Genomic DNA, 12,835 nt, shown 5'->3' on the forward strand with positions numbered 1-12,835 from the left:
TGGGTGCCCGGGCGACTGCGGTCCGAATTCCTGTCCGAATACTGGGACGGGGGTGGCGGTCCGGGCCGACGGGCGAGGAGCTGCGGGGTGCGGCGGCGACGGCCGGCCGGGGCGGCCGGGCAAGGTCACCGGGAAAATCGGCGGCGGGCTTCAACTGCCCAGCAAAAACACCGAGTTAGCGCATTCGACACAGACAGGCGGCCACGCGGCACAGGTCGACCGCCCGCCGCTTCGTGAGATCCGTCTGTCGCTTCATGTCGACGATGCTAGGGACACCGGAGGCCCGCTGTCATCAGCGTACCGAATGTCGAGACTGAATAGCCCGAATGCCGAGATTTGACCCTTCCATGGCCTGCGGGGCAGCCGTCCCGCCCCGGACCGGCAGCCCCGGGCGGCCCACAACAGGCGGAAACGACACCGCTCCGCGATCCGCGCCGGACGGCGCGTCTCGCGGAGCGGAACGCGGGAGGCGGAAGAAACGGAAGGAACGGAGGGAGGGGACGGACGGAGGGAGGGGACGGACGGAGGGGACGGCACGGGAGCGGAAGTGACCGGCCGGTCAGCCCAGCAGCTTGACGCCCTTGCCCTCGAAGGTCAGCTGCAGGCCCTCCGGCTGCGGCGTCGCCCCGTCCTTGTCGGCCAGCTTCAGCCCGGCCGGGAGCGAGTCGAGGGTGAAGCTCATCGGCTTCAGCCGCTGGTCGGTGACCCCGGCGAACATCCCGGCGAGCGCGCTGAGCTGGAAGCCGTCCGCGGTGACGGTGCTCCCGCTGCTGTGCACCGAACCCTCACCGACCTCGATCGGCCCCAGCGCGGCCTTGATCCTGCCCGGCCCGCCGTACGACAGGGCCAGCCGGGTGTTGCCGCCCACCGGCAGCTTGCCCGCCCCCGACACCAGCTGGGAGGCCGGCGGCAGCAGCTGCGCGAGGTCCGCGTACGAGATCAGGCCGCTGCCGGTGCCGCTGTCCACCGTGGCGCTCCTCAGGCTGTCGCTCACCGTGACGCCGGACAGCCGGGCCTTGAAGGAGCGCAGCGCCACCTGGCGGCCGCCGTCGCCGACGGTCAGGCCGTCGGAGGAGATCCGGACGTCGTCCAGCTTCATCGACAGCGCCTGGGTGAGAAACGGGAAGCCCTCGATCGAGATGTCCGGCCGCTGGCTCATCCGGCCGCTGCTCACCATCCGGTCGGCGGCCTGGTCCTCGGCCACCCCGACCGCGATCCGGTCGGCGCCGACCAGCAGGCCGGAGAGCACCACCAGGCCGATCGTCGCCTTCAGCCATCCGCGCATCGCACTCCCCGTCGTCGCCGGTCGCCGTCGCCGTCCGCTGTCCTCGTCCGGTGTTCCTCGCCCGGCGTTCCGTGGCGGCCCCGGCCGAGGCCGTTCCCGCCCGACCGTACGACGTCCCGCCCCGGAACATGGTTCCGGAGCGGGACTCGCCGGTCGTCTCCCGGGCCTCAGCCGGCCAGCAGGTCCGTGGCGATCCAGATCAGCGGCGAGGCCACCGCCAGCGGCAGCGCCACGCCCGCCGTCATGTGCACGAACCGGGACGGGAAGTCGTACGCCGCGACCCGTCGGCCGACCAGCGCACCCAGCCCCGCCAGCACCCCCAGCGCCGGCGGCGCGCCCACCAGCAGACCCAGCAGCACCGCCGCCGCCAGACCCAGCACCGGGCCCAGCAGCTTCGGGCCGGGCAGCGGCGCCGCGGCCAGCACGGTGGCCAGCGCGACCGCGCCCACCCCGGCCGGCACCCAGTCGGCCACCAGCAGCGAGGTGCACAGCGCCGTCACCACCGTGGCCGAGCCGAGCACCGTCAGCGCGTAGAACCGCTCCTTCGGGTCCGAGGGGCGGAACGTCTGCAGCACCAGGACCAGCAGGAAGAACCCGCCCAGCGTGCCGACCACCGCCGCCACACTGCCCTCGGAGTCCGCCAGCAGCACCGCCGCGTCCGCGGTCAGCCCGGCCAGCGCGGCGAGCGCGATGCCCTGGCGGGCCGGCCACATGCCGTTCAGCCGGAACCAGCCGGCCGCCGTCAGCACCTGGAGCAGCGCCACCACCAGTGCCAGCGCCACCTGCCCGAGCGCGGCGCCGCCGGCCAGCAGGGCGGCCACGCCGGCGGTGATCAGCGCGGGCTGAAGGCCCGGGTCGATGATCGGCGAACCGGTCCGGCCGCGCGGGGCGGCGGACGGCGCGGCCGGCGCGGGCTGCGCCGGGACGGCCGCGTACGGCGGCACGGCCGGGGCGCCCGCCGGGCCGCCGGGGGCGACCGGGCGCTTGAGCGTCATGGTCGGCGAGTCGAGGGCGGGCGCTCCCTGCTGCGGGGGCGCCGTCGGCGGGGTCACCATCGGCGGGGCCGCCTGCTGCGGGCCCGGCGCCGGAGCGGCGTGCCGGGCCTGCGGCGGTGCGGCGTGCCGGGCCTGCGGCGGCGGGGCGGGCGTCCAGGCCGGCGGGGCGGTCGGCATCGCGCCGGACACGACCACCGGCGGCAGCAGCGTCGTCGCGGCCGCGTCCTCCATCGGGGGGACGGGCGGCAGCAGCGTGGTGGCCGCGTCGTCCATCGGCGGCACGGGCGGCAGCAGCGTGGTCGCCGTGGCGTCGTCCATCGCGGGGACGGGCGGCAGCAGCGTGGTCGCCGCGTCGTCCATCGGCGGCTGCCCGTACCCCGGGTAGCCGTACGGCGGCTGCTGCCCCGGCTGCGGCGCCTGGGCCTGCGGGTACGGCGGCTGCGGGTACGGGGGGTGGGGCTGCTGCTGCTGCGGATGCCGGTAGGGCGGCTGGGGCGGCGGGGGCTGCTGCGGCCACTCGCCGTAGCCGCCCTGGTTCGCGTTGTTCATGTCCGTCACGCCGCTCAGCCTCCCGCGAACGGCGGCAGCACCTCGACCGTGCCGCCCTCGGTGAGGGCCACGGTCGTGTGGTCCCGGCCGCCGACCTGGGAGCCGTCGACCAGGTAGGAGCAGTGCCCGAGCAACTGGACGAGCTTCGGCCGGTCCGCGTGCCGCCGCCTGGCCTGCGCCAGCGCCTCCGCCAGGGTCACCGCCTCGTACGGCTCCTCGGCCAGCCCGGCCTCGGACTTCGCGGCCGCCCAGTAGCGGATCGTCCCGCGCGCCCGGGCGCCGCTCGCGGGCTCCGTGGTCGCACCCATCGGGCCACCCCTTCTCGTCGTCCTCGCCCGGCCCCGGTGCCCCGGTCCGGCTCGCCACCGGGCCGCCCGACCACCCGAAAGATGGACTCGTACGGCGCCGCCGATGTGCGTCCCATGATGGCGTGTCCGCCGCCACGAGGGGCAATCGCCCTGGCCGAGGGGGCCCGGAGGGCGGCTCGAAGCTGTGTCCAGGCTCACCCGGCGCGCGCCCGGATTGGGCGAACCGCCGGATTCGAGCCCTCCCGGCGCGCAGGGCCGTCGGCTATTCTCGACGTCCAAGAGGGATCCGGGCAGAGTCGCCCCCGGGTCCTTTTGTGCTTTCAGGACGCCAGTACGGACATTCTTGCGATTCGTCGGCCCACCCCCGGCGCGTCGCGGGAACCGCCCCGCCCCACGCGGCACGACGACGTGCCCCGACCGGCCGGGGTGTCCACCCGGCACCCGGGCCGCCGCCCGGGACCGGAACGAACCGGAGGATTCGCGGGATGAACAGGGCAGAAACGGTGCGCCAGGGGTTGCGGGACCCTCGGCGCGTGCGCCGTCGCGTCCTGCTCGCCGGCCGGTCCTCCGGCGCTCCTCGGGCGTCCGTCCTCCTCCCCCCGACCTCAGCACGTGCGCCATCCGGCTGTGGCGGCAGCCGTAACGCGACCGCGACGACCCGGAAAGGGGACTACCGGGTATGAGTTCTCTCCTCCTCCTCACCAACGCTCTGCAACCCTCCGCGGAGGTGCTGCCGGCCCTCGGCCTGCTGCTGCACAACGTCCGGGTGGCCCCCGCCGAGGGATCCGCCCTGGTGGACACCCCCAGTGCGGACGTCATCCTGGTCGACGGCCGGCGCGACCTGCCGCAGATCCGCAGCCTCTGCCAGCTGCTGCGCTCCACCGGCATCGGCTGCCCGCTGATCCTGGTGGTGACCGAGGGCGGCCTCGCCGCCGTCACCGCCGAGTGGGGCATCGACGACGTCCTGCTGGACACGGCCGGCCCGGCCGAGGTCGAGGCCCGGCTGCGGCTCGCACTCGGCCGGCTCCACATCAGCACCGACGACAGCCCGATGGAGATCCGCAACGGCGACCTCTCGGTCGACGAGGCCACCTACTCCGCCAAGCTCAAGGGCCGGGCGCTCGACCTCACCTTCAAGGAGTTCGAGCTGATCAAGTACCTCGCCCAGCACCCCGGCCGGGTCTTCACCCGGGCCCAGCTGCTGCAGGAGGTCTGGGGCTACGACTACTTCGGCGGTACCCGGACGGTCGACGTGCACGTCCGGCGGCTGCGCGCCAAGCTCGGCGTCGAGCACGAGCAGCTGATCGGCACCGTGCGCAACGTCGGCTACCGCTTCGTCGTCCCGGAGAAGCCGGAGAAGGGCGAGCGCCCGGAGCTCGCCCAGCGCCCCTCGGCGCCACTGGAGGCCTGACCGACGGCCGGGCGGGCCGCCCCGCCCGGCTTGTCCGGTTCGCTCCGCGACACCTGCCGAGCACCGGCGGAAAAGCCCCAGGTCCCACTGCCGACGCGCACGCCACACGCGTAGACTCCCCCCGTGGCCAAAGTGACGCGCGACGATGTAGCCCGGCTGGCTGGTACCTCGACCGCGGTCGTCAGCTACGTCATCAACAACGGGCCGCGCCCGGTCGCGCCCGCGACCCGGGAGAAGGTCCTCGCCGCGATCGATCAGCTCGGCTACCGGCCGAACAGCGTCGCCCAGGCGATGGCCTCCCGCCGGACCAACCTGATCGGCATGGTCGTCCCGGACGCCCGCCAGCCCTTCTTCGCCGAGATGGCGCACGCCGTGGAACGGGCCGCCTCCGAGCGCGGCAAGCTCGTGCTGATCGGCAACTCCGACTACGTGGACGACCGCGAGGTGCACTACGTCCGGGCCTTCCTCGGCATGCGCGTCTCCGGCCTGATCCTGGTCAGCCAGGGCCCCTCGCAGCGCGCCGCCGAGGAGTTCGCCGCGATGGAGGGCGCCAAGGTCGTGCTGCTGCACCGCCGCCCCGAGGCGATCGACGACGTCGCGGTGGTCACCGACGACGTGGGCGGCGCCGAGGCCGTCGTCCGCCACCTGCTGGAGGTGCACGGGCACCCGTACGTGGCGTGCTTCGGCGGCCCGGTCGAGTCCCCCGCCCCCGGCGACCCGGTCATCGACCACGTCGAGGGCTGGCAGCGCGCCATGGACGCGCACGGCCTGCCCACCGAACCCCACCTGATCGACGCGCCCTTCCACCGCTACGGCGCGTACGAGGTCGCGCTCGGGGTGCTGCGCTCGCCGGACCGGCCGCGGGCGATCTTCTGCTCCACCGACGACCAGGCGATCGGCGTGCTGCGGGCCGCCCGCGAGGTCGGGCTGAAGGTCCCGGAGGACCTCGCGGTGGCCGGCTTCGACGACGTCCCCGAGGCCGCGCTCGCCGACCCGCCGCTGACCACCGTCGCCTCCGATCGCGACGCGATGGCCCGGGCCGCCGTGGACCTGGTGCTCGACGACTCGCTGATGGTGCCCGGATCGGACACCGAGCGGGTCCGCAAGTTCCCGTCCCGCCTGGTGATCCGCCGCTCCTGCGGCTGCGGCGGCGCCGCGCCGGGCCCGGCCGGGGAAGCGGAGTAGCGCACTCCGCTCCGCCCGCCGCCGTACACCGCCTGACCAGGCTTTATGAGAACCCAACGGGCTTCTCGGACCCTTCTGAGCCGGTTCTCATGCCATCCTCATCCACCAGGCGGAATTTGGTCGGCATGAGCGAACAGCAGCAGCACCACGACGAGCAGTACGGCCCGTACGAGCCCCGCGTGGTCGAGGGCACCGTCCTCGGCAGCAGCGCCGCCACGACCGCCTACGGGTACCGCGAGGACCACTCGGCCGGCGGCTTCGACTCCCCGCCCCCGCCCATGCCCCCCGAGCCGCCCACCGCCGGCCAGCCCGGCGGCCACGGCGGCCACGGCAAGCGCGCCCGGCGCGGCCTGCTGCGCGGGCGGCTCGCCCTGGTCACCGCCGTCGCCGCGGTCGCCGCCGTCATCGGCGGCGTCACCGGCGGGTTCGTCGCCGCCGAGCAGCACGGCTCCGCCACCCGCACCAGCACCGTCGCCAGCCCCGTCTCCGCCCGCTCCGACGGCGGCGCCGACGTGCCGGCCATCGCCGCCGCCGTCTCGCCGAGCGTCGTCCAGATCACCGTCAAGAACGGCAACGGCACCGCCACCGGCACCGGCGTCATCCTCAACACCAACGGGCAGATCCTCACCAACTACCACGTGATCGACACCGCCGCCGACGGCGGCCAGATCACCGTCACCTTCAAGGACGGCTCCACCGCCCCCGCCACCGTCACCGGCACCGACAAGTCCCTCGACGTCGCCGTGATCACCGCCGGTGGCGGCAAGAACCTCACCCCCGCCACCCTCGGCGACTCCTCCGCCGTGGCCGTCGGCGACCCCGTCGTCGCCATCGGCAACCCCGACGGCCTCACCGGCACCGTCACCTCCGGCATCATCAGCGCCGAGAACCGCGACGTCACCGTCCAGCTCGACGAGGGCACCACCAGCAGCAACGGCGGCTTCGGCTTCCCCAGCCTGCCCGGCCTGCCCAACCTGCCCGGCACGCGCGGCAACCTCCCGCAGCAGAACAGCGGCAGCACCACCACCTACAAGGCCTTCCAGACCGACGCCGCCCTCAACCCCGGCAACTCCGGCGGCCCGCTCATCAACGCCAACGGCCAGGTCATCGGCATCAACTCGGCGATGTACGCCCCCAGCGGCGCCAGCTCCACCGCCGGCGGCGGCGGCAGCAGCGCCGGCAGCGTCGGCCTCGGCTTCGCCATCCCGATCAACGACATCAAGCAGGTTCTGCCGAAACTGGAGGCCGGCCAGAACCTGTAAGACGGACAATTACCCCGGTACTCCCAGCAGGCCCTCCACCCGACGAGAAAGGGCAGCAGCCCATGACCCCGTCCGCCGACGACCGCACCCCCGCCGAGGCCGGCCACCCCTCCGCCCGGCTCCTCGTGGTCGACGACGAACCCGCCCTCCGGGACGCCCTGGAGAGCAGCCTCGCCTTCGAGGGCTACGAGGTCGCCACCGCCACCGACGGCTACGAGGCCCTGGAATCCGTCGAACGCGACCGGCCCGACCTCGTCCTGCTGGACATCATGATGCCCCGGATGGACGGCCTCACCGCCGTCCGCCGGATGCGCTCCCGCGGCGACACCGTCCCCGTCCTGATGCTCACCGCCCGCGACGCCGTCGGCGACCGCGTCACCGGCCTGGACGTCGGCGCCGACGACTACCTCGCCAAGCCCTTCGAACTCGACGAACTGCTCGCCCGCGTCCGCGCCCTGCTGCGCCGCAACGCCCTCGCCACCGAGGCCGCCGCCCGCGCCGCCGCCGAGGACGAGAGCGAGGTGCTGGCCTTCGGCGACCTGCGGATGAACACCGCCACCCGCGAGGTCACCCGCGCCGGCAAGCCCGTCGAACTCACCCGCACCGAGTTCATGCTGCTGGAGATGTTCCTCGCCCACCCCCGCCAGGTCCTCACCCGCGAACAGATCCTCAAGGCCGTCTGGGGCTTCGACTTCGAACCCTCCTCCAACTCCCTGGACGTCTACGTGATGTACCTGCGCCGCAAGACCGAGCAGGGCGGCATGCCCCGCCTCATCCAGACCGTACGCGGCGTCGGCTACGCCCTGCGCCCGGCCGCCGGCGCCACCACGTGACCTCCCCCACGCCCTACCCGCCCCCGCCACTGGCTCCACCCGGCGCCCCCCGCCGCCGGCGCCTCACCCACTGGCTCCGCTCCCGCTCCCTCCGCAGCCGCCTCACCTTCCTGAGCGCGGCCGCGGTCGCGGTGGCCATCGCCCTGTCGGCGCTGGCCTGCTGGTTCATCGTGGAACAGCGGATGTACGGGCTGATCCGCAGCGACCTCCAGAACATCCGGGTCCAGCTCCCCCCGATCAACATCAGCGACTGCGCGGCGACCCCCCAGTCCGCCCTCCGGAACCTCCAGAGCAACGTCCGGCAGCCCCCGGTCGGAGCCTCCGTCCCCCGGGACACCCAGTACGTCCTGCTCGGCCCGACCCGGCCCCCGCTGGTCTGCCTGCCGATGAGCGCCAGCAAGGCGATCCTGGTCCAGACGGACGACAGCAAGGTCCTGAACCTCAAGCCCGGCCAGTCGATCATCCGGGACGGCCACTACACCAACGGCAAGCCCGCCATGGTCCTGGTGACCAGCGCCCCCTCGGAAGTCCTCGGCTATCCGACCGCACTGGTGCTGGTCGCCACCTCCACACAGGCCGCCGGGGAGTCCCTCCGGCAACTCGCCTTCATCCTCGGCGGCGTCGCCCTCGGCGGGATCATCCTCGCCGCCATCGCCGGCCGCGTGGTCGCCCGGTCCGCGCTCAAGCCCGTCGACCAACTCACCGACGCCGTCGAGCACATCGCCCGCACCGAGGAGGTCGGCACCACCATCCCCGTCCAGGGGGACGACGAGATCGCCCGGCTTTCCACCTCCTTCAACTCGATGAGCACCGCCCTCGCCAACTCCCGCGAGCGGCAGACCCGTCTGATCGCCGACGCCGGGCACGAGCTGCGCACCCCGCTCACCTCGCTGCGCACCAACGTCGACCTGCTGATCCGCAGCAACGACACGGGCCGCCCGCTGCCCGCCGCGACCAAGACCAAGCTGCTGGGCAACATGAAGGCGCAGATGCAGGAACTCACCGTCCTGATCGGGGACCTGCTCCAGCTGTCCCGCCCGGACTCCCCCAAACCGGTCCACAACCCCACCGTGGTGGCCCTGCACGAGATCGCCGGGCGGGCGGTCGAGCGGGCGAAGCTGCGCGGCCCGGGGCTGGTCTTCGAGACCGCGACCGACCCCTGGTTCGTGCACGGCGACGCCCCCGGGCTCGAACGCGCGGTGATCAACCTGCTGGACAACGCGGTCAAGTACAGCCCGCCCGGCGGCACCATCGAAGTCCGGCTCCAGCAGGGCGTGCTGACCGTCCGCGACCACGGCCCCGGCATTCCGCCGGAGGAACTGCAGTACGTGTTCGACCGGTTCTGGCGTTCGCCGTCCTCGCGGCAGCTGCCCGGCTCCGGCCTGGGCCTGTCGATCGTCGCGCAGAGCGTCCGGGAGGCGGGCGGCGAGGTGTCGCTGGGCCCGGCCGGGGACGGCGGCCCGGGCGCGCTGGCGACCGTCCGGCTGCCCGGCGGCCCCACCCCCGAGTAGAGCGGGACGGGCGGACAACGCAGGACGGGCGGGGCGCCCCGACAGCGCCCCGCCCGTCCTCCACCGGCTCACGGTCAGTCGATGTCGACGCCCGGGCCGATGACCTTGATCCGGTCCTGCGCCGGGGCCTTCAGCGGCGAGGCCGCCGAGCTGTGGGCGCCCAGGTAGGCGGCGAAGACGTCCAGGTCGGAGGCGCCGACGAGCTTGTCGGTGCCGGCCGCGAAGGCCGGGAAGCCGTCGCCGCCGCCGGCCAGGAACTCGTTGGCCGCGACCCGGTACTTGGCGGCCTGGTCGATCGGGGCGCCGTTCAGCCGGATCGAGTCGACGACCACCCGGTCCGCGCCGGTCTTGCGCATGTCCAGCGTGTAGTGCAGGCCCGAGGACGCCTGGAGGATCTTCGGCGCGGCCTCGTTGGAGCCGCTGACCTGCTGCTGGAGCAGCTGCACCAGCTGGGCGCCGGTGAGCGTCTTGACCTGCATCATGTTGGTGAACGGCTGGACGGTGAACGCCTCGCCGTAGGTCACCACGCCGTCGCCCTCGGCGCCGGAGGCCTTGTAGACCAGGTCGGCGCGGATGCCGCCGGGGTTCATGAAGGCGATCTGCGCCCCGCCCTTGGCGGCCGGGGCGAGCCCCTCCACCTGCGCGTCGGCGATCAGGTCGCCGAGCGGCTTCTCCAGGTCGCTGTTGCCGCGGCCGTTGATGTCCGAGGCGATGTAGCCGATCGGCCGGTTGGCGATCGGCGCGGCCAGCTTGGAGTAGTGGTCGACCAGCGCCGTCATGTCGGGCGCCTTCTCGACGGTGCGGCGCACCACGTGGTTCTCGGCCTTGACCGTCGGGCGGACGATCTCGCCGGTGGTCTTGTCCAGCTTCATGTCGATCTCGGTGTACAGCCGGCCGAAGGAGGCGGCGCTGGTGACCGAGCGCGGGACACCGTTGGGGTCGGGGATGGTGCAGGCGTACGCGTTGTGGGTGTGGCCGGTGACGATGGCGCCGATCGACGGGTCGAGCTTCCTGGAGATGTCGACGATCGGACCGGAGATGCCCTGGCCGGCCGGGCCGCAGTCGTAGTTGTAGACGCTGCTGGCCGGGTAGCCGCCCTCGTGGATCAGCGCGACGATCGAGTTGACGCCCTTGGCCTTGAGCTCGGCGGCGTACTTGTTGATCGTGGTGACCTCGTTGGCGAACTTCAGGCCCTTGACGCCCTCGGCGGTCACGATGTTCGGCGTGCCCTCCAGGGTGACGCCGATGAAGCCGACCTTCACGCCCTGGGACTTGGTCACCCAGTACGGGGCCAGCAGCGGCTTGCCGGTCTTCTCGTCGGTGACGTTGGCCGACAGGTAGTTGAAGTTGGCGCCCTTGAACGTGCGGCCGGGCTCGTAGCAGCCGTCGACCGGGTGGCAGCCGCCGTCCTGCATGCGCCGCAGCTCCTGCGCGCCCTCGTCGAACTCGTGGTTGCCGACCGAGGTGACGTCCAGGCCGAGCTTGTCCATCGCCTCGATGGTCGGCTCGTCGTGGAAGAGCGCCGAGGTGAGCGGGCTGGCGCCGATGATGTCGCCGGCCGCGACGGTGATCGAGTCGTCGGCCGGGATCCGCGCCTTGCGCAGCTCGGTGGCCAGGTACTCGATGCCACCGGCCGGGGTCGAGACCTCCTTGCCGGTGGCCGGGTCGATCTCCCGGATGGTGCCGGACGAACCGGCCGGGGGCTCCAGGTTGCCGTGGAAGTCGTTGATCGCCAGCAGCTGGAGGTTGACGGTCTTGTGACGCTTGGCGTTGGCGTCGGCGGCCTGCGCGGCCGTCGGCACGGCCACCGTGCCGAACAGACCTGCGGCGGCGACGACGGCGAGCGCCGCGCGTCGGGATCTGACGGTGAGCATGAGGGTCCCCTGCACCTTGGAGGAGCGCCCGCTGTGGACTTGACCGGGCGTCTGGGCGATGTGTTTCGCCTGTGAAGCCTAGAGTCAACGCGCGTAGCTGTCAGGACGTCGAACGTAACGAGAGGATTACCTCCTGACGAACCGTCGCCGTCCGACCAGGGCCGCTGCCCCCGTCCGGGCCCCCCGGCCCCGCCCGGCAGAACCGCCCGGGCCACCTGGCGGAACCGCCCGGATCCCCGACCGGCCGCTCAGACCCCCGGCTCGGCCGCCAACTGCCGCTCGGCCCGGTCCCGTTCGGCCACCGCGTCCTCGGTCATCGCGCGGTCGGTGTACACCAGCGGCCGCTCGGCCTCGGTGATGATGTGCTTGACCACCTGGACGTTGCCGTTGACGTCCCAGACCGCGATGCCCGGCGACAGGGTGGGGATGATCTCCACCGCCCAGCGCGGCAGGCCCAGCACCCGGCCGGTGGCCCGCGCCTCCTCCGCCTTCTGCATGTAGATCGTCCGGGTGGAGGCCATCTTCAGGATCGCCGACGCCTCCTTGGCCGCCGCGCCGTCCACGACGTCCGACAGGTGGTGCACCACCGCGACGAAGGAGAGCCCGAGCCGGCGGCCGAACTTCAGCAGCCGCTGGAACAGCTGTGCCACGAAGGGGCTGTTGATGATGTGCCAGGCCTCCTCGACCAGGAAGATGCGCTTCTTCCGGTCCGGCCGGATCCAGGTGTGCTCCAGCCACACGCCGACGATCGCCATCAGGATCGGCATCGCGATCGAGTTCCGGTCGATGTGCGAGAGGTCGAAGACGATCAGCGGCGCGTCCAGGTCGATGCCGTCGGTGGTCGACCCGTCGAACATGCCGCGCAGGTCGCCGTCGACCAGCCGGTCCAGCACCAGCGCCACGTCCAGGCCCCAGGACTGCACCTCGTCCACCGCCACGCCCAGCGACTCCACCGAGGACAGCTCGGGGCTGCGCAGGGTGTCGATGATGTCGTCGAGCACCGGCTGACGATCCTTCACCGTCGCCACCACATGGGCGTGCGCGGCCTTCAGCGCGAACCCGGCCCGCTCCTCCAGACCCCGCCCCATCGCCACCTCGACGATGGTGCGCAGCAGCGACAGCTGGCCGGTCTGGGTGATCGCCGGGTCCAGCGGGTTGAGCTTCACCCCGCCGTCCCGGGCGGCCATCGGGTCGAGCCGGATCGACTTTATGCCGAGCGCGTTGGCGATCAGGTTCCACTCGCCGACGCCGTCCTCGCCCTGCGCGTCGAGCACCACCACCTGCCGGTCGCGGAACCTCAACTGCCGCAGCACGTACGTCTTCTCCAGCGCCGACTTGCCGTTGCCGGACTCGCCGAGCACCAGCCAGTGCGGGGCCGGCAGCTGCTGCCCGTACAGCTGGAAGGGGTCGTAGACGTACCCCTTGCCGCTGTACACCTCGCGGCCGATGATCACGCCCGAGTCACCCAGCCCCGGTGCTGCGGTGGGCAGGTAGACCGCCTGCGCCTGGCCGGTGGAGGTGCGCACCGGCAGCCGGGTGGTCTCCACCTTGCCGAACATCAGGCTGGTGAACGCCTCGGAGAGGTTGCCGAGCGCCATGTACGGCCTCCTGGTCTGGTCGAC

At 72.9% G+C, this 12,835-nt stretch carries 11 protein-coding genes; 5 read left to right on the forward strand and 6 right to left on the reverse strand.

Going from position 1 to position 12,835, the window contains the following annotated elements; all coding sequences use genetic code 11:
* Window positions 1–175: 175 nt before the first annotated feature.
* From ACIQVZ_RS35050 to ACIQVZ_RS35065, 4 genes are all read right to left on the reverse strand, one after another.
* On the reverse strand, window positions 176–256 hold the full coding sequence (locus ACIQVZ_RS35050; RefSeq protein WP_350517234.1) for an Ms5788A family Cys-rich leader peptide: 81 nt from the start codon (window positions 254–256) through the stop codon (window positions 176–178).
* Window positions 257–559: 303 nt separating this feature from the next.
* Complete coding sequence (locus ACIQVZ_RS35055; protein ID WP_350885166.1) at window positions 560–1,285, reverse strand: DUF2993 domain-containing protein; 726 nt, start codon at window positions 1,283–1,285, stop codon at window positions 560–562.
* Window positions 1,286–1,452: 167 nt separating this feature from the next.
* Window positions 1,453–2,838: a hypothetical protein gene (locus tag ACIQVZ_RS35060; protein WP_402455727.1), complete on the reverse strand. Its 1,386-nt coding sequence runs from the start codon at window positions 2,836–2,838 to the stop codon at window positions 1,453–1,455.
* Between the two features lie 5 nt (window positions 2,839–2,843).
* A complete protein-coding gene (locus ACIQVZ_RS35065; RefSeq protein WP_350885164.1) occupies window positions 2,844–3,137 on the reverse strand; it encodes a MoaD/ThiS family protein in 294 nt (97 codons plus the stop codon).
* 679 nt (window positions 3,138–3,816) lie between these two features.
* Here ACIQVZ_RS35065 and ACIQVZ_RS35070 point away from each other — a divergent pair.
* The 5 genes from ACIQVZ_RS35070 (at window position 3,817) to ACIQVZ_RS35090 (ending at window position 9,339) form a co-directional block, all read left to right on the forward strand.
* Window positions 3,817–4,548 carry a response regulator transcription factor gene (locus tag ACIQVZ_RS35070; protein WP_350885162.1) on the forward strand — a complete coding sequence of 244 codons (732 nt, stop codon included), beginning with the start codon at window positions 3,817–3,819 and terminating at the stop codon, window positions 4,546–4,548.
* 123 nt (window positions 4,549–4,671) lie between these two features.
* Entirely contained in the window at window positions 4,672–5,733 is a 1,062-nt protein-coding gene (locus ACIQVZ_RS35075; RefSeq protein ID WP_350885160.1) for a LacI family DNA-binding transcriptional regulator, read from the forward strand.
* Window positions 5,734–5,858: 125 nt separating this feature from the next.
* Window positions 5,859–6,995, forward strand: coding sequence for a trypsin-like peptidase domain-containing protein (locus ACIQVZ_RS35080; RefSeq protein WP_350885158.1), 1,137 nt, complete (start codon window positions 5,859–5,861; stop codon window positions 6,993–6,995).
* 62 nt (window positions 6,996–7,057) lie between these two features.
* Window positions 7,058–7,828, forward strand: coding sequence for a response regulator transcription factor (locus ACIQVZ_RS35085; RefSeq protein WP_350885156.1), 771 nt, complete (start codon window positions 7,058–7,060; stop codon window positions 7,826–7,828).
* Entirely contained in the window at window positions 7,825–9,339 is a 1,515-nt protein-coding gene (locus ACIQVZ_RS35090) for a sensor histidine kinase (RefSeq protein ID WP_402455731.1), read from the forward strand. Before ACIQVZ_RS35085 ends, ACIQVZ_RS35090 begins: the two co-directional genes overlap by 4 nt.
* Before the next feature lie 74 nt (window positions 9,340–9,413).
* Here the strand turns inward: ACIQVZ_RS35090 and ACIQVZ_RS35095 are convergent, their stop codons facing one another.
* Together ACIQVZ_RS35095 and ACIQVZ_RS35100 are read right to left on the reverse strand one after the other, a co-directional pair.
* Entirely contained in the window at window positions 9,414–11,213 is a 1,800-nt protein-coding gene (locus ACIQVZ_RS35095; RefSeq protein WP_350885152.1) for a bifunctional metallophosphatase/5'-nucleotidase, read from the reverse strand.
* Window positions 11,214–11,461: 248 nt separating this feature from the next.
* Complete coding sequence (locus ACIQVZ_RS35100; protein WP_350885150.1) at window positions 11,462–12,811, reverse strand: ATP-binding protein; 1,350 nt, start codon at window positions 12,809–12,811, stop codon at window positions 11,462–11,464.
* Between the last annotated feature and the right edge of the window lie 24 nt (window positions 12,812–12,835).

It is taken from the genome of Kitasatospora sp. NPDC098663, assembly GCF_044760075.1.
Classification (GTDB): domain Bacteria; phylum Actinomycetota; class Actinomycetes; order Streptomycetales; family Streptomycetaceae; genus Kitasatospora.